The following is a 25,269-nucleotide window of genomic DNA, read 5'->3' on the forward strand; positions in this document are numbered from 1 at the left end:
CAAATGTAAAGAGCGGTGGCGACCTGTCGCCCCCGCCCTTAGAACATCGGAAAACGTCGAAAAAACGACGGATCAGCGACCCGAACGGCCGGCGGAGATCAGGCCTTCGCGCTGCATCCGCTTGCGGGCCAGCTTGCGTACGCGACGTACGGCTTCGGCCTTTTCGCGAGCGCGCTTCTGCGACGGCTTTTCATAATAGTCGCGCATCTTCATTTCACGGAAGATACCTTCGCGCTGCATCTTCTTCTTCAGAGCGCGAAGCGCTTGGTCAACATTGTTGTCGCGGACTAGTACCTGCACGTTTATCCCGTTCCTTTGGTTTAGAGTTGTGGCCTCGCCGGAGCAGATCGCCGGCGAAAAATCTATCGCTTCGTGAGGCGCAGGCCTGACGATTTGGCGGTCGAATAGCAGATCGGGCTCGGAAAGTCCAGACGGGGGAAGGTGCGGCGGGCAGAAAAATCCCGCGAAACACCGTCTTGGCGGGCCATGTCAAAAGCCGGGCGGCAATGCGTCGCAAAAGGGCGCTCGCAAGCCATATTGATTTGCGACTTGTAAGGCCCTACCCAATTGCCTGAACTACAGGAGTTTGAGGCGAAATGCGCAAGTATTCGGTTTTTGCCGTGGCACGCGAGGCTCTGCGCGGTCACAAGGGCTGGGATGCCCAGTGGACCTCTCCGGAGCCCCGGTCGTCCTATGATGTGATCATCATCGGTGGCGGCGGCCATGGCCTGGGCGCGGCCTACTATCTCGCCAAGGAACATGGAATCACCAATGTTGCCGTGCTCGAGCGCGGCTGGATCGGTGGCGGCAATACCGGGCGCAACACCACGATCATACGGTCCAACTATCTCTATGAAGAGAGCATGGACATCTACGAGCATTCGCTCAAGCTCTGGGAAGGGCTGAGCCAGGATCTCAACTACAACGTCATGTACTCGCCGCGCGGCGTGATGATGCTGTCGCACAACATCCACGACATGCAGTCGTTCAAGCGCCACGTGCATGCTAACACTCTCTACGGCATCGACAACGAATGGCTGACGCCGGAGCAGGCGAAGGCCTATTGCCCGCCGCTCGACATCTCCAAGACGGCGCGCTACCCGATCAACGGCGCGGCCTTGCAGCGCCGCGGCGGCACCGCCCGTCACGACGCCGTCGCCTGGGGCTTTGCACGTGCGGCATCCGACCGTGGCGTCCACATCATCCAGAACTGCGAAGTGACCGGCATCCGGCGCGGCCCGAACGGCGAGGTGACGGGGGTCGACACGAGCCGCGGCTTCATCGGTGCCAAGAAGATCGGTGTCTCCGCCGCCGGCCATTCCTCCGTCGTCATGGCGATGGCCGACATCAAGCTTCCGGTCCATTCGACGCCGCTACAGGCGCTCGTTTCCGAACCGATGAAGCCGATCTTCCCCTGCGTCGTCATGTCGAATTCGGTGCATGCCTACATCTCGCAGTCGGACAAGGGCGAGTTCGTCATCGGTGCCGGCACCGACCAGTATAACTCCTATTCCCAGACCGGCGGCCTGCAGATCATCACCCATACGCTCGATGCGATCTGCGAACTCTTCCCGATGTTCCGCCGCGTCAAGATGATGCGTCAGTGGGGCGGCATCACCGACAACACCGCCGACCGTTCGCCGATCCAGAGCGTGACGCCGGTTCCGAACCTCTTCGTCAACGCCGGCTGGGGAACGGGCGGGTTCAAGGCGACGCCGGGCTCCGCCAATCTCTTCGCGCATCTGATCGCGCGGGGCGAGCCGCACCGTCTCGCCGCCGGCCTGACGCTTGACCGGTTCCGCACCGGCCGCCTGATCGACGAGGCGGCTGCCGCTGCCGTGGCGCACTGATATCGAGGACCGCTCATCATGCTGCTGATCAAATGCCCCTATTGTGAAGAAGAGCGCTCCGAGCTCGAATTCCGCGGCGCCGGCGAGGCCCACATCGTGCGCCCCGCCAACATCGCCGAAGTCTCCGACGAGGAATTCGCCGAATACTTCTTCCTGCGCGTCAACCCGAAGGGCCTCATCTTCGAACGCTGGCGCCACATCCATGGATGCGGCCGCTTCTTCAATGCGGTGCGCGATACCGTGAGCGACAAGTTCCTGATGACCTACAAGGCCGGCGAACCGAAGCCCGACGTCGCCGCCGTTCTCAACAGCCAAGACAAGGGAGCTGCCAAATGAGCGGCGCCAACCGTATTCCCGGCAAGGGTCGTCTCACGCCGGCCAGAACCGCCCGCTTCACCATCGACGGCCGAAGCCTGACGGCGATTGAAGGCGACACCGTCGCCTCGGCGATGCTCGCCAACGGCATGCATCTCGCCGGCCGTTCCTTCAAGTATCACCGTCCGCGCGGCATCCTGACCGCAGGCCCGGAAGAGCCGAACGCGCTGCTCGACGTCAGCCGCGACGCCGCACGCCGCCAGCCGAACGTGCGGGCGACGGTGCAGGAAGTCTTCGACGGCATGAAGATCGGCACGCAGAACCGCTGGCCGAGCCTCGCCTTCGACATCGGCGAGATCAACGACTTCGCCTCGCCGTTCTTCGCCGCCGGTTTTTACTACAAGACCTTCATGTGGCCGAAGAGCTTCTGGCATTCGGTCTACGAGCCCTTCATCCGCCGTGCCGCCGGTCTCGGCGTCGCGCCGAAGGAAGCCGATCCGGATCACTATTCAAACCGTTACGCCCACTGCGACGTCCTCGTGGTCGGTGGCGGGGCGGCCGGTCTTGCTGCCGCCCTCTCGGCTGCTGAAGCCGGTGCCAAGGTGATCGTCTGCGACGAGCAGGCGGAAGTCGGCGGTGCTTTCCACTACGACACCTCGGCAATCGTCGACGGGCAGAACGGCTACGACTGGGCACAGTCCGTCGCAGCGAAGCTCGCCTCGATGCCGAACGTGCGCCTTCTCACCCGCACCACTGCCTTCGGTTACTACAACCACAATTTCGTGGCTTTGGCCGAACGCGTGACCGATCATCTCGCAAAGCCCGCGAAGGGGCTGCCGCGCGAGCGGCTGTGGCAGGTCCGCGCCAAGCGCGTCGTGCTCGCCACCGGCTCGATCGAACGGCACATGGTGTTCGCCAACAACGACCGTCCGGGCATCATGCTGGCGGCAGCAGGGCGCACCTATCTGAACCACTTCGGTGTCGCGGTCGGCGCCAAAGTCGGCGTCTATACCGCCCATGACTCCGCCTACGAAGCGGCCTTCGACCTGAAGCGCGCCGGCGTTTCCGTCGTCGCGATCGTCGATTGCCGCGACAAGCCCGGCGAGAAGGTGCTAGCGGAAGCCCGTTCACTCGGCATCGACGTGCTGGTCGGCCACGGCGTCGTGGACACCGCTGGCCGTCTCCGGATCAAGTCGATGAGCGTCCGCCGCAACGGCGGCGGTGCGTCGCGCAAGATCGAGGTCGACGCGCTTCTCGTTTCCGCCGGCTGGACGCCGTCGGTGCACCTGTTCTCGCAGTCGCGTGGCAAGCTGAAGTTCGACGCCGTGAACGACCGCTTCCTGCCGGACGTCTATGCGCAGGATTGCGTCTCGGTCGGCAACTGCAACGGCACCGACGACCTGCAAGCGATCCTCGACGAGGCATCCTCGGCCGGTGCGGCGATGGCTGCGGCGGCGGGTGCCGCCGGTGCTACCGCGGTGCAGTTTTCGGGCAGCAACGCCTTCGACTGGACCGGCGGCATGATCGGCGCTGCGGAAGGGGCGGGACCTGACACCACCGTCAGGGCCTTCATCGATTTCCAGCATGACGTCTGTGCCAAGGACATTCGCCTCGCCGTGCGCGAGGGCATGCACTCGATCGAGCACATCAAGCGCTTCACCACCAACGGCATGGCGTCCGACCAGGGCAAGCTTTCCAACATGCACGGTCTGGCGATCGCGGCCGAAATGCTCGGCCGACCGATCCCGCAGGTGGGCCTCACCACCTTCCGTGCGCCCTACACGCCGGTGACCTTCGGCACGCTGATCAACCACTCGCGCGGCGATCTCTTCGATCCGACCCGCAAGACGCCGATGCATTTCTTCGAAGCGGCGCAAGGCGCCGAGTTCGAGGACGTCGGCAACTGGAAGCGCGCCTGGTACTATCCGCGAGCGGGCGAGGACATGCACCAGGCGGTCAACCGCGAGTGCAAGACGGTTCGCGACGTGGCAGGCGTCTTCGATGCCTCCACGCTCGGCAAGATCGAGGTGGTCGGCCCGGATGCCGCGACCTTCCTCAACCTTCTCTACACGAATGCGTGGGACACGCTGAAGCCGGGCAAGGCCCGCTACGGCATCATGACCCGCGAGGACGGTTTCGTCTATGACGACGGCGTCGTCGGCCGCATCGCCGAGGACCGCTTCCACGTCACCACGACGACCGGCGGCGCGCCGCGCGTCCTCCAGCACATGGAAGACTACCTGCAGACGGAATTCCCGCACCTGAAGGTCTGGCTCACCTCGACCACCGAACAGTGGTCGGTGATCGCGGTGCAGGGACCGAAGGCGCGCGACATCATCGCCCCCTTCGTCGAAGGTATCGACATCTCGAACGAAGCCTTCCCGCACATGAGCGTCGCCGAAGGCAAGTTCTGCGGAGTACCGACGCGTCTTTTCCGCGTCTCCTTCACGGGTGAGCTCGGCTTCGAAATCAACGTGCCGGCGGATTACGGTGCATCGGTCCTGGAAGCCGTCTGGAACCGGGCGGAAAGCATGGGTGCGTGCCTCTACGGCACCGAGACCATGCACGTCCTGCGCGCCGAGAAGGGCTACATCATCGTCGGTCAGGACACCGACGGGACGTTGACCCCCGACGATGCCGGCCTCGCCTGGGCCGTCTCCAAGAAGAAGACGGACTTCGTCGGCATCCGCGGCCTGAAGCGTCCGGATCTCGTCATGGAAGGCCGCAAGCAACTGGTCGGCCTCCTGACGAAGGACCCGAACACGGTGCTGGAGGAAGGCGGCCAGATCGTCGCCGATCCGAACCAGCCGAAGCCGATGACCATGCTCGGCCATGTCACCTCCTCTTACTGGTCGCCGAATGCCGGCCGGTCGATCGCGATCGCGATGGTGGCAGGCGGGCGCAGCCGCATGGGTGAAACGCTCTATGTTCCGATGGCCGACAAGACCATCGCCGTCGAGGTGACGGACATGGTGTTCTTTGACAAGGAAGGGGTACGCATCCATGGCTGATCTCATGGCGGCTTCTCGGAAATCGGTGCTGGAAGGCGCCCATGGCGGATCGACGGTCGTCCGGCTGACGCCGGCGGTTCCGGCGGAGCGTATCTCGCTGCGGGCGGGAGCGGATGCCGTGGCCGGTCTGTCGAAGGCACTCGGCGTCAAGCTCCCGGTCAAGCCGAAGACGTCGGCTTCAGCCAAGGGCCGCACGGCGCTTTGGCTCGGGCCGGACGAATGGCTGGTGATCGACGAACAGGGCGGCCTGATGGCCGCCTGTGCCGAGGCGGGCGTGGTGCACGCCGCAACTGACGTCTCCCACCGCAACACCGCGATCATCGTTTCGGGGCCGGGTGCGGAAAACACACTCAACGGCGGTTGCTCGCTCGACCTGTCCCTCGCGACCTTCCCGGTCGGAGCTGCCGCACGCACCGTGCTCGGCAAGATCGAGATCGTGCTTCATCGCGTCGATGAGGAAACCTTCCGCGTCGAATGCTGGCGCTCGTTTGCGGACTATGCCTTCGGCCTGCTCGCAGAAGCAGCGGAAGACGCTGCCGCCTGACGAAAACGGGGCAGGCCGCTCAGAGGCCTGCCCAGCCTTTCCATTTGATCCAGCGGCCGTGGAAGTCTGCACGGCCAATCTCCCGGCGTTCGCCTGACGGCCAGATTTCAAGCGTCAATGCCGCCCCGTCGGGCTTGCCGTCAGCCTCGAGTTGCAACCGGGCGAGCGGTGCCTCATCCGACGCTTCCCGTCCTGCCTTGCGGATCAATGTTTCGCCTTCTTCCTTCAAGGTTTCCGGCAGGTACTGCCATGCGATGGTGTGATAGATCACGTGCGCGGCCGCCCGCCGAGGGACGGCGAGCCGCCGTCGTAGCCAGTCGATGGCATCTGCGCGCTCGACCGTGAGGCCGTTGCTTCGAGCTATTTTGAGCGCATTGCGCGTGCGCTCCAGCCGGTCCGTCTGATCTGCCCAGATGTAGGAGGCAAGCCGCAGGCGGTCCTCGGTGGAGGAGGGATCGAGCGGATTGAGATCGCAGCCCGCGCGGTCGAGGACGGAAAGGTCGGCAGTCGGCGGCGCGTCACCCTGCCAGTCCGGTTCGAGCACGACCGTCGAGTCCGGTCCCCAGACGGAATTGCCGAGACGGTGGCGGTAACGGTCCCATTGCAGGTTCAGCCCGGCGCTCGCCCCGATTTCCGAGAGCACGAGCGGCTTGCCGGTCAAGGCGGCGATGGTCAGGAAGCCTGGCAACAAGGCAGCGGAACGGCGAACCTCGTTGGTCTGCGGTGCAGATTTCAGTCGCTCCAGAATGAACGCTTCGTGCTTTCGGAACGCCGCCTCGCAGGCGGCCCACAGCGCGTCGTCATCGACAGCGTGGGGCGGGTAAGTTGCGGCGAGGGAGGGTGCCCTGCCGGAGAGCACCAGTGCGTGCAGGGAGCCGGCAAGACGCAGTGCGAGCGCGTCGCGCGACGAAGACGGGTCCCCGGCCCAGTTGAGGATGCGGCTGCCGACTGTCGTCTGCATGTCGAGCCGCAATGCCGCCAGCCGGCAGAGCCGGGCGGTAAAGGGAGAGCCGAGGTCGTCGCAGGATTGTGCCTGCCGCAGGAAGGATCGCCTGATGACTTCCGGCTTCTCCATCGTCAGACTCCTTCCGGTCGGTCCTTCGGATCGAACTGCACGATGGTGATCCAGGTAGCGGTCAGCGCCGGCTTGCGTTCGTTTTCGATTTCGATGCTGATGTCGTAGGTCGTCATCATCATGCCGGCGCCGCGGAAGCGCGCCTCGGTCAGGACGAAATGGCCGCGGATCCGTTTGCCGCATTTGACCGGCGACATGAAGCGGATGCGGTCGAAGCCGTAGTTGATGCCCATGGTCTGCTCGCGGATGACCGGCAGGCAGTCGTAGTTCATCGTCGAGAGCAGCGACAAGGTGAGGAAGCCGTGGGCGATCGTTCCGCCGAAGGGCGATTCGGCTGCGGCGCGTGCCGGGTCGACATGGATGAACTGGTGGTCGTTCGTCGCACCGGCAAAGGCGTCGATCATCGACTGGTCGACGGTGATCCAGTCGGAAAGGCCGATTTCCTGCCCGACGAGCCCCGCGACATCCGAAAGTGAAATCTCACGCGGCATGGGTCCTCACTGAATTTTTCATTGTCTGAAATACCTTTGTCGTTTGGATGCCGGCGTTCCGCAGAGCGATATCACCAGCCACAGTATATCTTCTTTCATAGCGTGTAGCGGACACCGGACCAATGCCAGTCAATTTGATCTAGTACTCGATGAACAAGGCCACTGTTCGCGGCTGCAGCATGATAGAGGTGAGCTTCTCGCCGGAAAAGGGATTGTGCCACACGAGGCCGGGTGTCTGCGGCAGCACGAAATGACGCGGGCGCTGCGCCCGGTTGAAAAGGATGGCGATGCGGACGTCATGTCCGGTTTCCCGGTCACGGGTCTTCAGGATCATCGAGAGCGTCGCGCCTTCCGCTTCCTCCCAGTCGGGAATGGTGTTCGGCTCGCCGGCGGCATTCATCCACTCGACATCGCCGTTCTCGCCGGTGAAGAAGCCGGTGCCGGAGAAAACGTCGAAGCGCTTGCGCAGTGCGGAGGCGACGGCCGTGTGATTGACGAGGCCGCGATCCATCGCCTGCCAGTCGATCCAGGTGATTTCGTTGTCCTGGCAATAGGCGTTGTTGTTGCCGTGCTGGGTTCGCCCGCCCTCGTCGCCGGCCGTCAGCATGATCGTGCCGCGCATGGAGAACAGTGTCGAAATGAGCGCGGCGACGTCGTGGCGGCGGCGCTGGACGATCTCCGGATCATCCGTCGCCCCCTCGGCACCGTTGTTCCAGGAGAAATTCTCGTCATGGCCGTCGTGGTTGTTCTCGCCGTTGCGGCCGTTGCGCTTGTGGGTATGGGAGACGAGATCGAGAAGAGTGAAACCGTCATGGGCGGCGATGAAATTAACCGTCCGCGAGACCGACTCCCCATGCCGGGCAAGGACGTCCTGCGAGCCGGCCAGCGCGGTCGCGAAGGCGCCGCGCATATGATCGTCTCCCCGCCAGAAACGCCGGACGGTGTCGCGCGCCCTGTCGTTCCATTCGAGGTACGGTTGCGGAAAGTTGCCGAGCTGGTAACCGCCCGGCCCGACGTCCCACGGCTCGGCGATCAGGACCCGGTCGGCGAGCACGCTATCGCAAGCAATGGCGTGCAGGGTGCGGGCGGTGGTGTGGAAACCGCGCGCCGTGCGGCCGAGAATGGGCGCGAGGTCGAAGCGGAAGCCGTCGACGCCGGCATGCAGCACGAAATGGCGCAGGCTGTCGAGGATCAGCCGGCGAACGTAGACGTGGTCACAGGCGAGCGTGTTGCCGCAGCCGGTGTCGTTGACGAGCACGCCCGGATTGTCCGGCAGATGGCGATAGCAGGAGAGATTGTCGAGGCCGCGCAGCGATAGCGTGCCGCCATGCCTGTCGCCTTCTCCCGTATGGTTGAAGACGACGTCGAGGATCACGCCGATTCCTTCGGCGTGGAGTGCTGCGACGGTGTTGCGAAGCTCGGCGACGCCGCTGGGCGCAAGACGCGGATCGATCGCCATCATGGCAACGGGATTGTAGCCCCAGCCGTTGACGAGGCCGAGCGGCCCGAGATGGCGCTCGTCGAGCCAGGCGACGATCGGCATCAGCTCGACCGCGTCGACTTTCAGCCTCTTCAGGTGCGAGAGGACGGTTGGATGGGCAAGTGCAGCGATCGTGCCGCGCTGGTGCTCCGGCACGTCCGGGTGGAGCATCGTGAAAGCCCTGACCGGAACTTCGTAGATAAAACCGCCGGGCGCGAAGAGCGGCGGCTTGCGCGTGACCGCCACGTCTTCGGTGACGATCGCCTTCGGGACGAGCGAATCGGTGTTTTCCCCGAAGACGCCGAGGCGGGGATCCTGCCTGAACGGGCGGTCGATCTCCTTGGCGTACGGATCGACCAGAAGCTTCGACGGGTCGAACCAGTCGCCCTGATCGGGAACATAGCGCCCATGGGCGCGATAGCCGTAGCGGGTGCCCGGCCGGACACCCTCGACATGCAGGCGATGATGTCCGTTCTGGTCGCGAGTCATCGGCAAGCGGCAGATTTCCACGTCGCCGGCCGAGTCGAAAAGGCAGAGTTCCACGCGTTCCGCATGGTGCGACCACACGGCGAAATCGCATCCCTTCGCCGTCAGCGCGACGCCACCGGACGGAAAGCTGGTCATCGATATTTGCCTCAGGTGATCACGGTCGGTGTGTCGCGCCCGGTGCGTACCCGGATGTCGGCAAGGGTCTCCGCGGCAGCGATGAGATCGGCCAGCGCTGCCTGGGTTTCGAGATTGTGGCGGTTGGCGTCCGGCTCGTAACGCTCAATGTAGACGCGCAGCGTGGCCCCCGAGGTACCGGTGCCCGAGAGGCGGAAGACGACACGCGAGCCGCCTTCGAACAGCACGCGGATGCCCTGGTTCTTGGAGACCGACTGATCGATCGGGTCGTGGTAAGCGAAATCGTCGGCCGTCGCCACGATGAGGTCGCCGATCTTCGTTCCGGGAAGCGCGGACAGTTTCTCGCGCAGCGCCGCCATCAGACCGTTCGCGGCATCGGAATCCACGTCTTCGTAGTCGTGACGGGAATAATAGTTGCGGCCGTAGGTCGCCCAATGCTGGTTGACGATGTCCTCGACGCTCTCGCCACGGACCGCGAGGATGTTGAGCCAAAGCAGCACGGCCCAGAGGCCGTCCTTCTCCCGCACGTGATCGGAGCCGGTACCCGCGCTCTCCTCGCCGCAGATCGTCACCTTGCCGGCGTCGAGCAGGTTTCCGAAGAACTTCCATCCGGTCGGCGTCTCGTACATCCCGATGCCGCGCTTCTCGGCGACCTTGTCGGCGGCCATGCTGGTCGGCATCGAACGGGCGATCCCGGCGATGCCGTCGGAATAGCCGGGGGCGAGCTGGGCGTTGGCGGCAAGCACCGCGAGGCTGTCGGAGGGGGTGACGAAGATGCCGCGGCCGATGATCAGGTTGCGGTCGCCGTCACCGTCGGAGGCCGCGCCGAAGTCGGGGGCGTCTTCACCGCCCATCATCTCGTCGTAGAGATCCTTCGCGTGGACGAGATTCGGGTCGGGATGGTGGCCGCCGAAGTCCGGCAGCGGCGTGAAGTTGCGAACCGTGCCTTCCGGCGCGCCGAGACGCCGCTCGATGATCTCTTTTGCGTAGGGGCCGGTCACCGCGCTCATCGCGTCGAAGACCATCTGGAAGCCGAGGCTGAAGAGATTGCGGATCGCGGGGAAGTCGAAGAGTTCTTCCATCAGTTCGGCATAGTCGGCCACCGGATCGATGATTTCGATGGTCATGTCGCCGAGAGTCAGCGTGGCGATGCCGTCGAGGTCGAGATCGGGAGCGTCGAAGATCTTGTAGCTGTCGATGACCTTGGAGCGCTCATAGATCGCGTCGGTGATCTTCTCCGGCGCCGGCCCGCCGTTGCCGGTATTGTACTTGATGCCAAAGTCTTCGGTCGGGCCACCGGGATTGTGGCTGGCCGAAAGGATGATGCCGCCAAACGCCTTGTATTTGCGGATGAGGTTCGAGGCGGCGGGCGTCGAAAGGATGCCGCCCCTGCCGACCATGACCTTGCCGAAACCGTTGGCCGCCGCCATCTTGATTGCGATCTGGATGACCTCGCGATTGAAGTAGCGCCCGTCGCCGCCGATCACCAGCGTCTTGCCCTCGAAATCCTCGAGCGAGTCGAAGATCGACTGGATGAAGTTCTGCGCGTAATTCTCCTGCTGGAAAACAGGAACCTTCTTGCGCAGGCCGGAGGTGCCGGGCTTCTGGTCGCCGTAAGGTTTTGTCGCAACGGTTTTAATCATATAATCAATGGCCTTTCTGAACGAGGCGTTGGTAGAGGTCCGCATACCGCTCGGCGCTCTTGCCCCAGGATACGTCTGATTTCATACCCTGCTTCTGAATCTGGGTCCAAAGTTTGGCGTCGCCGTAAAGGCGGATCGCGCGCCGCAGGCCCTGCCGCAGCCCATCGGCGTTGATCGGAGAAAACTGCACGCCTGTGGCGGCCCGCGCGCCAAGAGCGGCTTCGTTCGCATCGATGACCGTGTCGGCGAGGCCACCCGTCCGCGCGACCACAGGCACGCAGCCGTAACGGAGCGCATAGAGCTGGGTGAGCCCGCAGGGCTCGAAGCGGGAAGGGACGAGGATTGCGTCTGCCCCTCCCTGCATGAGGTGGGAAAGCTGCTCGTCGTAGCCGATGATGACGCCGACGCGCCGGTTGTGGCGACCGGCTGCGGCGCGCATGGCGCCTTCAAGCGCGGCATCGCCCGTGCCAAGCACCGCGAGCTTTCCGCCGGCAGCGACGATGTCGTCGATGACTTCGGCGAGAAGATCCATGCCCTTCTGCCAGGTGAGCCGGGAGACGACGCAGAAGATCGGGCCGTCGTCGTCATCGAGGCCGAAATGGTTTGCCACCGCCGCGCGGTTCGCCGCCCGCTTGCGCAGGGACGCCGCCGTGTAGTTTTCGACGAGCAGTGGATCGCTCGCCGGGTTCCAGACGCTCGCGTCGATCCCGTTGACGATGCCGTACAAATCCTCCACGCGGCTCGCGATCACGCCTTCGAGCCCCATGCCGAACTCCGGCGTGAGGATTTCCTCGGCATAGGAAGGGCTGACCGTGGTGATTGCGGCGGCGGATGTCAGTCCGCCCTTCAGGTAGCTCACACGCCCGTAATATTCGAGCGAATCCATGTAGGCGGGGTCCGGCAGGCCGAGATGGGCGAAGAGGTCGGAGGAGAACTGGCCCTGGAAAGCCATGTTGTGGATGGTGATAACCGAGGGCGTGCCGGCCGCTGCCGAATGGCGCATGTAGAGCGGCGTCAGCGCCGCCTGCCAGTCGTGGGCGTGCACCAGATCGGGCTGCCAGCCCTCGATCGCGCCGGCGGCGATCTCGGCGCCGATCTTCGAGAGGAGGGCGAAGCGCTTCCAGTTGTCGCCGTAGTCCGCGCCGTTCTGGTCGAGATACGGTCCGCCGGTGCGGTCGAACAGGGCAGGGGCATCGAGCACGAGGAGATCGAGGCCCTGGTGTTTCACCTCCAGCACGCGCGCCTCGACGCCGAAGACGTCGGGAAGAACGAGCCGTTCCTCTGCCTTGCCGATGACGCGCATGACCGCCGGATAACCCGGCACCAGCGTCTTCATCTCGATCTCATGCGCCATCAGCGCCAGCGGCAGGGCGCCGGCAACGTCGGCAAGCCCTCCGGTCTTGACCAAGGGATAGAGCTCGGACGTAACCGAAAGAACTTTCATCAGCTTCCCGCTTCGAGTTTGTCCAGCATGGTCTGGGTGATCAGGCAGACGCCGTTTTCCGACCGACGGAAGCGCCGTGCGTCGAGTTCCGGGTCCTCGCCGACCACGAGACCCTCGGGGATCACCACCCCGTGGTCGATGATGACGTTGGTCAGCCGCGCGTGGCGGCCGATCACCACCCGCGGCAGCACGATCGCACCCTCGAGTCGCGAATAGGAATTGGCGCGCACGCCGGTGAAGAGAAGGCTCTTGTGGAGCGAGGAGCCGGAGATGATGCAGTCGCCCGAAACCAGCGACGAGATGGCGGAGCCGCGGCGTCCCTCGTCGTCGTGCACGAACTTGGCGGGCGGCGTGACCTCCGCATAACTCCAGATCGGCCAGGACTTGTCGTAGATGTCGAGTTCCGGAACCACGTCGGTCAGGTCGATATTCGCCTGCCAGTAGGCGTCGATCGTCCCGACGTCGCGCCAGTAGGGCGTATGCTCGCCTTCCGAGCGCACGCAGGAGCGCGCGAAGCGGTGGGCGACCGCCTTACCGTTCTCGACGATGTAGGGGATGATGTCCTTGCCGAAGTCGCGGCTCGATTTCGGATCCTCGGCGTCGCGCCGCAGGCACTCCATCAGGAAACGCGTGTGGAAGACGTAGATGCCCATCGAGGCGAGCGAAAAATCCTCCTTGCCGGGAATGCCCGGCGGGTCGGCGGGCTTCTCGATGAAGGCGATGATCTCGTCCTTCTCGTTGACGTGCATGACGCCGAAGGCGCTCGCCTCCGCGCGTGGCACTTCGAGGCAGCCGATCGTGACATCGGCGCCGGAATCGACGTGCTGCTGCAGCATCAATTCGTAGTCCATCTTGTAGATGTGGTCGCCGGCAAGGATCACCATGTATTCCGGGCCGTAGGGCTCGATGATGTCGATGTTCTGGTAGACCGCGTCGGCGGTTCCTTCATACCACTGCGTCTCGGAGACGCGCTGGCTCGCCGGCAGGATGTCGAAGCTCTCGTTTCGTTCCGGGCGGAAGAAGTTCCAGCCCCGCTGCAGATGCCGGATCAGCGAATGCGCCTTGTACTGGGTGGCGACCCCGATGCGGCGGATACCGGAATTCAGCGCATTGGAGAGCGCAAAGTCGATGATGCGGGTCTTTCCCCCGAAATAGACGGCCGGCTTGGCGCGCCGGTCGGTTAGTTCCTTGAGGCGGCTCCCCCGTCCGCCCGCAAGTACATAGGCCATGGCGTCGCGCGCCAGAGGCTGTGTTCTTCTTTCCTGCATGGTTCCCCTCCCGCGTCAGTTTTCTGGTTCGAGCATGATGACGGCGAGCGGTGGCAGGGACAGCGTCGCGGTTATATGTCCGTCCGGGGTGCGCTCGGCGGTCACCCTGCCACCGTTCCCCTTGCCGCTGCCGCCATAGATCTCGGCGTCTGTATTCAGGATTTCGCGCCACCGCCCGGCGATCGACAGCGGCACGGGAAAGCGTTCATGATAGACCGGCGTCAGGTTCGCGATGACGGCGACCGGCTTTTCGCCCGGCGCCCTGCGCAGCCAGGCAAAGACGGATCGGTCCTGATCGTCGGCGATCAGCCATTCGAAACCGTCGCCCTCGCAGTCGCGCGCATGAAGCGCCGGCTTGGCGCGGTAGGTCAGGTTGAGGTCACGGACCAGCCGCCGCATCCCCTCGTGGAGGGCGTATTGCAGGAGGTTCCAGTCGAGGGCGCGCGCCTCGCTCCACTCGCTCCATTGGGCGAATTCCTGGCCCATGAAGAGGAGCTTCTTGCCCGGATAGCCCCACATGAAAGCGTAATAGGTGCGCAGGTTGGCGAATTTCTGCCAGTCGTCGCCCGGCATCTTGGCGATCATCGAGCCTTTGCCGTGCACCACCTCGTCATGGGAAATGGGCAGAACGAAGTTTTCCGAGAAAGCATAGAGCAGCCCGAAGGTGATTTCCTGATGGTGGAACTTCCGGTGCACGGGCTCGCGCGAGAAATAGCTCAGCGTGTCGTGCATGAAACCCATGTTCCACTTGAAGCCGAAGCCGAGGCCACCTTCATGCACCGGCTGCGAGACCTTCGGCCAGGACGTGGATTCTTCCGCGATGGTCATGACCTCTGGATGGCTGCCGTAGACGTGGGTGTTCATCTTCTGGAGGAAGCGCACCGCCTCGAGGTTCTCACGGCCGCCATACTCGTTCGGGACCCACTCGCCTTCCTTGCGGGAATAGTCGAGGTAGAGCATCGAGGCGACCGCATCGACGCGAAGCCCGTCGACATGAAACTTCTCGGCCCAGTAGAGCGCGTTGTTGACGAGATAGGAGAGAACCTCGACGCGGCCGAAATTGTAGATGGCCGTGTTCCAGTCCGGGTGAAAACCCTGCCGCGGATCCTCGTGCTCGTAGAGTGCCGTGCCGTCGAACCAGCGAAGCCCGTGGGCATCGGTCGGAAAATGCGCCGGCACCCAGTCGAGGATGACGCCGAGCCCAACCTTGTGGCAGCCGTTGACGAAGCGGGCGAAGCCTTCCGGCTCCCCGAACCGTGCCGTCGGCGCATAGAGCCCGGTCGTCTGGTATCCCCAGGAGGGATCGTAGGGATGTTCGGAAACCGGCAGGAACTCGATGTGGGTGAAGCCCATGTCGACGCAATAGGGGATCAGCCGTTCGGCAAGTTCGTCCCAGCTCAGCATGCCGCCGTCGTCGCGGCGCTGCCATGATCCCGGATGCACCTCGTAGATGCTCATCGGCTGGCGCCGCTTGTCGACCGAAGCCCAGTGCTTGCGGTGCGGTTCGTCGTCCCATGTCTGGTCGAGTTCGGCGGCCGTGATCGACGCGTTCTTCGGGCGCAACTCGGCCTTTCGGGCATAGGGATCTGCCTTCAACGGCAGAAGCTCGCCCTGCTTGCCGATGATCTCGAACTTGTAGGCCGATCCCGGCCGGACGTCGGGCGCGAAGATTTCCCATATGCCGGTGTCGCGGCGCAGCCGCATCACGTGCCGGCGCCCGTCCCAATCGTTGAAGTCGCCGACGACGGAAACGCGCTGCGCATTCGGTGCCCAGACGGCGAAGTGGAAGCCGTCGACGCCCTGATGACGCATCGGATGGGCACCCATCTTGTCGAACAGGCGCAGATGCGAGCCTTCCTTCAGCAGGTAGTCGTCCATGGGGCCGAGTACCGGCCAGAAGCTGTAGGGATCGGTGACCATCCATTCGGCGTCGCCCCGTGCGGCGCGATAGCGGATGGGCTGAAATGTGGTGATGGAAACAGGCCCGTCAAAAAAGCCCGCCGGATGCAGGCAGGCCAGGGTTCCGATCGGCGTGCCGTCGAGCGCGAATGCCTCGATCGCCTCCGCTCCCGGAACGAAGCAGCGCGCCCGGAAACCCGCTTTTGTCTCATGGACGCCGAGGAGGGCGAAGGGATCCTCGTGCCTGCTCTTGACGATTGCCTCGATTTCGGAGGCGGAGACCTGATCCGCCTTGTCGGGTTCCCTGACCTTCTTCGGCGCTTTTGTCATCAGGCTCTCCAGATGTCCGCGGTGTATTGCCTGATCGTGCGGTCAGAGGAGAACCAACCCATGCGGGCAGTGTTGCGGATCGTCTTGGCGTACCAGGCAGAAGGATCAGTCCAGATCGCGTCGACCTGGCGCTGCGCTTTCGCATAGGCGTCGAAGTCGGCGGCGACCATGAACCAGTCGTGCTGGTACAGACCGTCGACCAGGTCGGAGAAGCGGTCGCGGTCGTCGGGGGAGAAAACCCCGGCGGAAATCGCCGAAAGGGCCTGGGCGAGTTCCGGCGACGATTCGATGATCGCCCGTGGGTTATGGCCGTCAGAGCGGGCGGCTGCGACCTCGTCGGCGGTCATTCCGAAGATCACGATGTTTTCCTCTCCGACGTGTTCAAGCATCTCGACATTGGCACCATCGAGCGTGCCGATGGTGAGCGCCCCGTTCAACGCGAACTTCATGTTTCCGGTTCCCGACGCCTCCATGCCGGCCGTCGAGATCTGCTCGGAGAGATCTGCCGCCGGCACCATGATTTCGGCCAGTGAAACGTTGTAGTTGGGGATGAACACCACCTTCAGGAGGCCGCGCACGGAAGGGTCGTTGTTGATTACGCGGGCGACGTCGTTCGCCAGTTTGATGATCAGTTTGGCATTGTGGTAGCTCGGCGCCGCCTTGCCGGCGAGCAGCTTCACCCGCGGCACCCAGTCCCGTTCGGGATGGGAGCGGATCTGGTCGTAAAGCGAGATCGCCTCGATGATGTTGAGCAACTGCCGCTTGTATTCGTGAATGCGCTTGATCTGGATGTCGAAGAGCGCCGAAGGGTCGATGCGGACGCCCATGCGGCTCAGCACCAGATTGGAAAGCCGCTCCTTGTTCGCGCGTTTGATCGCCGCGAACTTCTCCTGGAAAGCGCGATCGTCGGCAAAGGCGTCGAGCGGCCGGAGCTTTTCGACGTCATCCTTGAAATCAGGACCGATCGTCTCGGCCACGAGGTTGGTCAGGCCGGGATTGCACTGCATCAGCCAGCGGCGTGGCGTGATGCCGTTCGTCTTGTTGTTAATGCGGTCGGGATAGAGCTTGTGAAGATCAGCGAACACCGTCTGTTTCATCAGCTCTGTGTGGAGGGCGGAGACGCCGTTGACGCTGTGCGAGGCCATGAAGGCGAGATTGCCCATGCGCACGCGGCGGCTGCCGCTCTCGTCGATCAGCGATATGTGGGCGATCTCCTGATCGCTGAAATGCCGGCTGCGGCGTGCATCGAGCAGCACCTTGGCGTTGATCTCGTAGACGAGTTGCATGTGGCGCGGCAGCAGGCGTTCGAAGAGCGGTACCGGCCAGCTCTCCAGTGCCTCCGGCAGAAGCGTATGGTTGGTATAGGAGAAGGTCCGCCAGGTAATCTCCCAGGCCTGGTCGAAGTCCAGTCCGTGCATGTCGCAGAGAAGGCGCATCAGTTCGGCGACGGAGACGGCCGGATGCGTGTCGTTCAGCTGGATTGCCACCTTGTCCGGCAGCGAGACGAGAGAATTTCCCTGCTGGAGATGCCGTCGCAGAATGTCCTGCAGCGAAGCGGAGCAGAAGAAATACTCCTGGCGCAGGCGCAGTTCCTGCCCGGCCGGCGTCGCGTCTGCTGGATAAAGCACGCGCGTCAGCGTTTCGGCCTTGTTGCTCTCGCGCAGCGCGCCGATGTGGTCGCCGGCGTTGAACGCGTCGAGAAGGATCGGGTCGATCGGCTGGGCGGACCAGAGGCGCAGCGTGTTGACGCGCGCGCCGCGCCAGCCGACGACCGGTGTGTCGTAGCCGGTCGCAATGACCCGCTCGGCGGGCTTCCAGACATAGCGGCGCGGCTCGTCGGGCCCGCCGTTCGTTTCGACCGCCCCTCCGAAACCGATTTCATAAGAGCTTTCGCGGCGTTCGAATTCCCACGGATTGCCGTGGGCGAGCCAGGTCTCGGGAAGCTCGACCTGCCAGCCGTCCGCCATCTGCTGACGGAAGAGCCCGTGAACATAACGGATGCCGTAGCCGTAAGCGGGAATGTCGACGGTCGCCATCGATTCCATGAAACAGGCGGCGAGCCGTCCGAGGCCGCCGTTGCCGAGCGCTGCGTCCGGCTCCAGTTCGGCGATGATGTCGAAGTCGACGCCGAGGGAGACGAGTGCCTCGCGGACCTCGTCCATCAATCCAAGGTTCGAAACCGCGTCGCGCATCAGGCGACCGATCAGGAACTCGAGTGAAAGATAATAGACGCGCTTGCCGTTCGTCCTGTAGGTCTCTCGCGTCGAGTCCATCCATTTGTCGATGATGCGTCCGCGGATCGCCAGAATGGTCGCGGTGAGCCAGTCGTGCGGCGTTGCGACCTTGGCGTCCTTGCCGATCCCATAGGTCAGGTGCTCGATAATTTCCGCGGCAAGAACATCGGGGCTGGAGATGCGGGGTGTCGGTTGCAGCAGATCGGCATTGCCTTTGGGCTTCGTCATGTTTTCGCCAGCACTTCTCTCGTTGCGTTGAAACCTTGCGCGGGACGGCAACCACAAAGGGTTGCCGATGTCAGTTTACGCATCGTTCTCAAGCACGTGCAACAGACGAATTTCGCAAGCGCGCAAATGGCTGCCCCGCTCACGGGACGTCGACGGAGCATTTTCGCGATGCCTGAAAAGAAGAAAAACCGCGCCGTTTCCGACGCGGTTTTCCGAGATTTCCATCACTCTCCGGCCTAGTTGGTGAGCCGGGTCATTGTCTCGGTTGCCTTCTCGCCGATCTCCTTGAAGGCGGCGACGAGGTCCGATGCATTCTGGGCGTCGAAATAGTGCGAGGTGTCGGTGGCGCAATACTGCAGGAGAGCCCGTCCTCGATCCGGCGCCATGAAGGCGATGGTGTAGATTTCGATGCCCGCGGTTTTCGCCGAGTCGCAAGTCTTCTTCGTCGCGGTGTCTGCGCTCGAGTAGTTGTTGTCGCCGTCGGTCATGAAGACGATGAACTTGCTCGGGCTGGTCTCGCCGTTCATCTTCTCATGCGCAGCATTCTCGGTGCTGCCGGAGAGCGCCTTGTAGGCCGTCGCCATGGCGGCGGATGAGTCGGTGCCGCCGGTGGCCGTCAGCGCGTTGACGTATTTGACCACGTTGGTTGTGCCCCAGGCGAATGAGGTCGGCGTCTGCATCGAACTGTTGTAGGATACGGCGGCCGTGCGGACATACTTGGCGTCTGGATCGGCCGTGTCGAGCTGGGTCGCCAGGTCCCTGACCGCGAATTTCAAGGCCTCGATCTTGGTGTAGTATTTCGTGCACGAATAGGCCCAGCCGTAGCGCGTGTAGCACGTGCCCGTATAGGTCTCGTTCGTGTCCTCGCCCATCGAGCCCGAACGGTCGAGGACCATGTACATCGACAGTGGGTTCTTCGTCTCGGCCGTGGCGCTCTGGGCAGAACTCGTGACACTCACGCGAACCGTCTCGTAGCCGAGAAGACCGGTGAACGGGGTCATCGGCACGTCGTAGTAACTGTTCACAGTCACGTCGTAGATTTCGCCGGAGCCGTTCGGTGTGCGCTCGACCGTTCCGACGGCGGCTTCCTCGAGCTTGGCCTGCATCTCTTCTTCCGTCAGGCCGAGTTCGGCCGCACTCGGTGCGACGCTGTTGGCCGTCTGAGCGGCCATGAATTTCTTGGCGAGCGCAATCGCCTCGTCGTTCGTGAGGCCCTTGCCCGACATTCCGGTCGCCGCGGCGAGGGCTGCGGAATCTGCCGCATCCTGCAGGGCGCCCTTGACCTGGACGATCTTGGTCAGGTCCATCGCCACGCCTGCCGCGGCAAGGGAAACCGGCAGAAGCAGCGCGGTCATCACGCCGAAATTGCCACTGCGGTTCCTGAGGAAACGCAGGAGAGTACGCTTATTCTCTTCGAGGCCGATCATCATGTTCTTCCGTCATAGAAGGGTGACGAAAAGCTAATAGACGGCAGACCTTCCTTTCGAATTAAACGAAACGGTAAAATTTTAGCGAAAGCTCCTTTAGCCGATTGTTCGATCCGCCGGATTCCGGGGCTTTTGCCCGCCGAGCGAAGGCTCAGGCGCACACACCTCGCGAACGGTCGAGGCCAAGCCGATGATCCGGAACGAGTTTTTCTCAGACGATGTGAGGCGGGAGCGCCGTTCGCGCCTCCGCGAAAAAATGTTGGACTAGCTCGTCGGAACGACGTCGACGGCCTGGATCGTCTGCTGTCCGCCGTAGCTCTTGAGCACACCGATCACGGGGGCAACGTCGCTATAGTCGCGGCCGTAGGCGACCACGATGTGATCGGTGCCGGCGGCGATGTCGTTGGTCGGATCGAGTTCGAGCCATCCGGTCTCCTTGCCGCACCATACGCGGACCCAGGCATGCATGGCATCGGCGCCCTCGAGCCGTGGCTGGCCCGGGGGCGGGATCGTCCGCAGGAAGCCGCTGACATAGCCGGCGGGGATACCGAGGCTCCTGAGCGCAACGATCATCACATGGGCGAAGTCCTGGCAGACGCCTCTCCTCAGCGCAAAGGCATCCTCCGGCGATGTATCGACGGTGGTGGCGTCCGGGTCGTAGTGGAAGTCGGTATGAATTCGTGCGCAGAGTTCCTCTGCAACCTGCCGGACGGTCCGGTCCGCATAGAAGCCCGCGCGGGCATAGCCCGCGATCGTCGCCACATCGCCGAGGCGAGGGCTCGGTCCCAGGAAGTGATGCGGAGAATCGAGATCGAGTGACCACAGATCGGCGAGCTCTTCCGCGAGGCCTGCGAGCGTCGGGGAAACGTCCGCGTGGACCGGCCGGGCATCGACGATCACCCGTGCCTGCATGCGGATGTCGAGAGATTGGTGGGGGGAGCGCAGCGCGATCGTCGTGGCCGGGTGGCCGAAGAAATCGGTGAAGCGCGTCGTCTCGTCCGGCTTCGGCTCGATCGTCACTGCACCGGCGACCAACCGCTGTCTGCCGGGCAGCGAGAGTGGAAGCACCCGCAGGATGTGGTGCGATCCGGAGGCGGGAACGTCGTAGCGATAGCCCATATGAAGCGAGAGATCGTACTGCATGGGCTAACCGAGATACGTTCGGGCGAGCATGTCCGACAGTCGTTCCAGATCGCGCTCGAGGTCGCGATAGACGTTGCTGTCCATCATGTCCGCGGTCATGACGGAGAGGCTCGACTGCAGCCGTGTCGCCTCGCGAAGCAGGGGTGACATCTGGCCGTTCACCCGGGCGCCGGGGAGCTGCTCCACCTCCGCGCGGATCTCGTTCAGCTGGAAGAGGATCGAGCGCGGGTTCAAGGGGTCGAGCGCCAGGAGATCGGTGACGGTCAGGCGCGTGGTGCTGACATTGTAGCGGCGGCGGTGGGTCATGACATTGTCGCCGATTTCGAGCGCCATGTCGAAGGCGCCGTCCGGAGCGTCGTCGCCGGTCATGTGCCCGAGCAGGCGTGTCATGTGCAGGCCACGCTCCAGATAGCGCCCCGTCGCGAGAAAGCGCCAGCCGGTGAAACGGTACATGTTCTCGTGCACCAGGCCGGCGAAACCAGCGAGCTTGCGCAGGAGGATGGTCATCGCGTGCGTGGCGTCGTCGCCCGGCCTTACCGTCTCGCGGAAGCGCCGGGTGGTCTTGGCGAGATCGTTGAGCGCGAGCCAGCCGTCCGGAGAAAAGCGGTCGCGGATATTGCTTGCGGAATAGACGGCGCTGTCTACGTTGCCGACGAGGCTTTCCGGGACGCCACGGTCCATGGCGATGTCGAGTGTCGAGAGATAGCGCGTGACATAGGCGAGCAACGGCTGGTCGGGATCTGCGGACTCGGCAAAGCGCGCATGCCAGGCGCGGAGAATGCGTAGAGCGCCTTCGGACCGTTCGATGTAGCGGCCGAGCCAGTAGAGATTGTCGGCCGCACGGCTCGGCAGGCTGCCCGGCACGTTGCGGGGCACGTCCGTATCGGTCGGGAGCAGCGTCGCGGGTGCGACCGGATTGGCGCTGACGATCCAGACATCGGCGGCACCGCCTCCTGACTGCATGGCGATCGCCGCCGCATCGCTGCCATTGCCGATGCGGGCGAAGCCGCCCGGCATGATCTGCCAGCCGTCGCGTGTCCGGGCGGCATAGACCCGCAGACTCATTGGCCGCGGCGTGAGCCTGCCCTCCACCATCGCCGGCGTGGTCGAGAGTGTTACGGCTTCCTGGCCCACCAGGCGCGCGCCGTCGGAAGCGAGCCATTCGGTCATCGAGTGGTGTGCGCCGTCGAGCAGTGTCGAGCCGCGCACCGACTGGCCGTTGTCGTCGAAGAACGGAAGCCGCGAAAAGGCCGGGCCGATCACCATGCGGTCGATATTGGCGGCGACGTGGGTACGCTCCGCGGCCTGGCCGCACCACCACGTTGCGATCGTCGGGAGGGCAAGGTCCTCGCCGAGAAGCCGACGGCAGATGCCGGGAACGAAGGCGAGCAGGGCGCGCGTTTCGAGGATGCCGGAGCCGAGCGCGTTGACGAAGGAGACCGAGCCGTTGCGCACCGCCTGCACCATGCCGGGCGTGCCGATGCGGGAATCCTGGTCGAGCTCCAACGGATCGGCATAGGCTGCGTCAAGCCGGCGCCAGAGCACGCTGACCGGCTTCAGTCCTGCAACAGTCCGCACCATCACCCGTCCGTCGACGATGGCGAGGTCTTCGCCTTCGAGGAGCATGATGCCGAGATAACGGGCGATGAAGGCGTGCTCAAAATAGGTCTCGGTCGCCGGTCCGGGGGTGAGCACCGCGACGCGATCCTCGGAACTCCGTCGTTGCTCCATCAGGGCCTCGCGGAAGGCGCCGAAAAAGGAGGCCAGGCGATGCACGCGCGTCTCGCCGTAGAGTTCCGCGAAGGCGCGGCTCGCCGCGACGCGGTTTTCCAGAGCAAAGCCCGCCCCGGAGGGTGCCTGTGTGCGGTCGGCGAGCACCCACCAGTTGCCGTCCGGACCTCGGCCGATCTCGAAGGAACAAAAGTGCAGGAAATGGCCGCTGGCCGGCGGCACGCCGACGAGCGGGCGCAGGAATTCCGCATTGCCGGCAACCAGGGCCGGCGGCAGGAAGCCCTCCTGCACCAGCCTGTTCTCGCCGTAGATGTCGGCGGTGATCGCCTCGAGCAGGTCGGCACGCTGGACGAGCCCCGCGGCGATGCCCTGCCATTCCTTTTCGTCGATGAGTACGGGGATGTGCGAGAACGGCCAGGCACGGTCGCTCATGCCGGTCGCCCCGTAGGCGCGGTAGAAGACGCCGGCATCCCGCAGATAGCGATCGGCGCGGGCGAAGCGTTCGTGAAGTTCGTGATCCGGCATCGCTTCGATCGCCGAAACGAAGGAACGCCAGACCGGACGGACCTTCCCCGAGGGATCGACCATTTCGTCGGCGACGCCGGGCAGCGGACGGTAGCCTGCCGTCCGTCCTGCTCCGCTCTCGTCTGCGGTGCTGTCGCCCGCGGCCGGAAGGCTCGTCATCGTTCTTTCAAGGTCCCCAGGCGTCACACGCGTTGTCCGGCCGCGGCCCGGCTATAGCCGAGATGGCCGTCACCGACAATCCGGCAGACAGTGCCTACCGGAAGAGCCCGAAGCAAGCCTCGGTGGCCGGGAAATGACCTCGGGGATCGTCGCCGCAGGGTACACGGCGACGACCGGGAAGACCTGGACCTCAGCTGCGGCCGAATTCGTCGACGATGCGGATGATGTCGTCTTCGCCGAGATAGGAGCCGGTCTGGATCTCGATCATTTCGAGCAGGATCTTGCCCGGATTGCCGAGCCGGTGCACGGCGCCCTGCGGGATGTAGATCGACTCGTTTTCGTGCAGGATTGTCACCTTGTCGTCGATCGTCACCTCGGCGGTGCCCTTGACGCAGATCCAGTGCTCGGAGCGGTGATAGTGCTTCTGCAGCGAAAGCTTCTTGTCGGGATGGACGAAGAGCCGCTTGACCTGGAAACGCTCGCCGTTGAGCACCGAGGTGTAACCGCCCCACGGCCGCAGCGAGGTCGGATGGTTCTCCGTCAGGTGCGCGGTCTGCTTCTTCGCCGCGAGCGTCTTGACGAGATTGCCGACCTCCTGGCTTTCGTCGAGGCGCCCGACATAGACGGCATCCTCGCTGGCGATCACGGCGACGCCGTCCATGCCCTGCACCGCCAGATGCGCATTGCGAGACATCACCAGTGAATTGCGGGTGTTGACCAGGGTGGCGTTGCCGGCGACGACATTGCCGTCGGCATCCGGATTGCCGAGCTTCCAGATCGCGTCCCAGCTGCCGAGGTCGGACCAGGTGATCGGCGCCGGCACGACCGCGACGTTCGGCGTCTTCTCCATAACCGCATAGTCGATCGATATGCTCGGGCTCTTGGCGAAGCCTGCTGCGCCGAGACGCATGAAATCGAGGTCGGTGGCCGCCTCTGCGACTGCTTCCTCGACTGCCGCGAGGACTTCGGGTGCGTGCTCGCGCAGTTCGGCCAGCATCTGACCCGCCGTGCACATGAACATGCCGGAGTTCCAGAAATGGTTGCCGGCCTCCAACATCTTCTGCGCGTTTTCGGCTTGTGGCTTTTCGACGAAGCGCTTCACCGCATGTGCGCCTCCAGCCAAAGCCTTGCCCATCTCGATATAGCCGTAACCGGTCGCGGGTTCCGTGGGCGCGATGCCGAAGGTGACGATCTTGCCCTGGCGTGCCGCCTCCGCGGCGGTATCGACGCAGCGCGCATAAGTATCGTCGGCGATGATCTCGTGGTCGGACGGCAGAATCTGCATCACGGCGTGATCGCCGAAATCACGACCGATGATGAAGGCCGCAACCGCGATAGCTGCCGCCGTGTTGCGTGCCTCCGGCTCGAGGACGATGCCGGAGAGTTGCACGCCGATCTCGCGGGCCTGCTCGGCGACGAGGAAACGGAATTCGTCGTTGGTGATGACCAAGGGCGGCTCATAGGCCTCTGTGTCGGCGACACGGTCCAGAGTTCCCTGGAACAAGGTCTTGTCGCCGATCAGCCGTATGAACTGCTTTGCGGCGGTCGCCCGGGACAACGGCCAGAGGCGGGTTCCCTTGCCACCGGCCATCACGACGGGAACGATCTTGTGGGTCATTGCTGCACTGCCTTTCGGTTGGGCGGACGTCGAACGATTCTGCCGGACAGGCTCGTCATCAGCGGGGCGCCGGCACGATCTCGCCGCCGAGCGGGATCATGCGTGCCAATCCGGCGACCTCCGGTTTGTTGCATTTTTTTCCCGGCCTGTCCAAGTCCGGGGGAGGCGGGAGAGCTATACCTCCAAAAGGTGAACGGTTCTTTTTTACTTTCCTTCGAAGCCGACTTGAT

General features: G+C 63.9%; 17 protein-coding genes. 4 read left to right on the forward strand and 13 right to left on the reverse strand.

The features are described from left to right. Positions 1–72: 72 nt before the first annotated feature. A complete protein-coding gene (gene rpsU, locus H4I97_RS02685; protein ID WP_114364274.1) occupies positions 73–300 on the reverse strand; it encodes a 30S ribosomal protein S21 in 228 nt (75 codons plus the stop codon). Positions 301–596: 296 nt separating this feature from the next. Between rpsU and H4I97_RS02690 the strand changes: the two genes are divergently transcribed. From H4I97_RS02690 to H4I97_RS02705, 4 genes are read left to right on the forward strand one after another with little or no spacing between them, the layout of a single operon-like run. Then, the gene (locus H4I97_RS02690) at positions 597–1,850 is read left to right on the forward strand and encodes a sarcosine oxidase subunit beta family protein (RefSeq protein WP_182306414.1); all 1,254 of its coding nucleotides are present in this window, start codon (positions 597–599) and stop codon (positions 1,848–1,850) included. 18 nt (positions 1,851–1,868) lie between these two features. Next, entirely contained in the window at positions 1,869–2,186 is a 318-nt protein-coding gene (locus H4I97_RS02695) for a sarcosine oxidase subunit delta (RefSeq protein ID WP_182306415.1), read from the forward strand. Continuing rightward, positions 2,183–5,176 (forward strand): sarcosine oxidase subunit alpha, encoded by a 2,994-nt coding sequence (locus H4I97_RS02700; RefSeq protein ID WP_182306416.1) that lies wholly within the window; start codon positions 2,183–2,185, stop codon positions 5,174–5,176. Before H4I97_RS02695 ends, H4I97_RS02700 begins: the two co-directional genes overlap by 4 nt. Beyond that, positions 5,169–5,720 carry a sarcosine oxidase subunit gamma gene (locus H4I97_RS02705; RefSeq protein ID WP_182306417.1) on the forward strand — a complete coding sequence of 184 codons (552 nt, stop codon included), beginning with the start codon at positions 5,169–5,171 and terminating at the stop codon, positions 5,718–5,720. Before H4I97_RS02700 ends, H4I97_RS02705 begins: the two co-directional genes overlap by 8 nt. Positions 5,721–5,739: 19 nt before the next feature. Here the strand turns inward: H4I97_RS02705 and H4I97_RS02710 are convergent, their stop codons facing one another. The 12 genes from H4I97_RS02710 to H4I97_RS02765 form a co-directional block, all read right to left on the reverse strand. After that, positions 5,740–6,795, reverse strand: coding sequence for a DUF2332 domain-containing protein (locus H4I97_RS02710; protein ID WP_182306418.1), 1,056 nt, complete (start codon positions 6,793–6,795; stop codon positions 5,740–5,742). A 2-nt stretch (positions 6,796–6,797) separates the two neighbouring features. Then, positions 6,798–7,286 (reverse strand): MaoC family dehydratase, encoded by a 489-nt coding sequence (locus H4I97_RS02715; RefSeq protein WP_182306419.1) that lies wholly within the window; start codon positions 7,284–7,286, stop codon positions 6,798–6,800. Positions 7,287–7,425: 139 nt separating this feature from the next. Next, positions 7,426–9,390: a glycogen debranching protein GlgX gene (gene glgX, locus H4I97_RS02720; RefSeq protein WP_182306420.1), complete on the reverse strand. Its 1,965-nt coding sequence runs from the start codon at positions 9,388–9,390 to the stop codon at positions 7,426–7,428. Between the two features lie 11 nt (positions 9,391–9,401). Continuing rightward, positions 9,402–11,033, reverse strand: a complete 1,632-nt coding sequence (locus H4I97_RS02725; RefSeq protein WP_182306421.1) for an alpha-D-glucose phosphate-specific phosphoglucomutase — start codon at positions 11,031–11,033, stop codon at positions 9,402–9,404. A 4-nt stretch (positions 11,034–11,037) separates the two neighbouring features. Further along, positions 11,038–12,477: a glycogen synthase GlgA gene (gene glgA / locus H4I97_RS02730; RefSeq protein WP_182306422.1), complete on the reverse strand. Its 1,440-nt coding sequence runs from the start codon at positions 12,475–12,477 to the stop codon at positions 11,038–11,040. Then, positions 12,477–13,745 (reverse strand): glucose-1-phosphate adenylyltransferase, encoded by a 1,269-nt coding sequence (gene glgC / locus H4I97_RS02735; protein ID WP_182306423.1) that lies wholly within the window; start codon positions 13,743–13,745, stop codon positions 12,477–12,479. Before glgC ends, glgA begins: the two co-directional genes overlap by 1 nt. Positions 13,746–13,760: 15 nt before the next feature. Next, positions 13,761–15,974 (reverse strand): 1,4-alpha-glucan branching protein GlgB, encoded by a 2,214-nt coding sequence (gene glgB, locus H4I97_RS02740; RefSeq protein WP_182306424.1) that lies wholly within the window; start codon positions 15,972–15,974, stop codon positions 13,761–13,763. Further along, entirely contained in the window at positions 15,974–18,436 is a 2,463-nt protein-coding gene (locus H4I97_RS02745) for a glycogen/starch/alpha-glucan phosphorylase (RefSeq protein ID WP_182306425.1), read from the reverse strand. Before H4I97_RS02745 ends, glgB begins: the two co-directional genes overlap by 1 nt. 236 nt (positions 18,437–18,672) lie before the next feature. Then, on the reverse strand, positions 18,673–19,863 hold the full coding sequence (locus H4I97_RS02750) for a vWA domain-containing protein (protein ID WP_182306426.1): 1,191 nt from the start codon (positions 19,861–19,863) through the stop codon (positions 18,673–18,675). A gap of 264 nt (positions 19,864–20,127) precedes the next feature. Beyond that, complete coding sequence (locus H4I97_RS02755; protein WP_182306427.1) at positions 20,128–21,006, reverse strand: transglutaminase family protein; 879 nt, start codon at positions 21,004–21,006, stop codon at positions 20,128–20,130. Positions 21,007–21,009: 3 nt separating this feature from the next. Then, positions 21,010–23,421 (reverse strand): circularly permuted type 2 ATP-grasp protein, encoded by a 2,412-nt coding sequence (locus H4I97_RS02760; protein ID WP_182306428.1) that lies wholly within the window; start codon positions 23,419–23,421, stop codon positions 21,010–21,012. 190 nt (positions 23,422–23,611) lie between these two features. Then, positions 23,612–25,039 carry a mannose-1-phosphate guanylyltransferase/mannose-6-phosphate isomerase gene (locus H4I97_RS02765; RefSeq protein ID WP_182306429.1) on the reverse strand — a complete coding sequence of 476 codons (1,428 nt, stop codon included), beginning with the start codon at positions 25,037–25,039 and terminating at the stop codon, positions 23,612–23,614. Positions 25,040–25,269 lie beyond the last annotated feature (230 nt).

This window comes from Ciceribacter thiooxidans, assembly GCF_014126615.1.
GTDB lineage: Bacteria > Pseudomonadota > Alphaproteobacteria > Rhizobiales > Rhizobiaceae > Allorhizobium > Allorhizobium thiooxidans.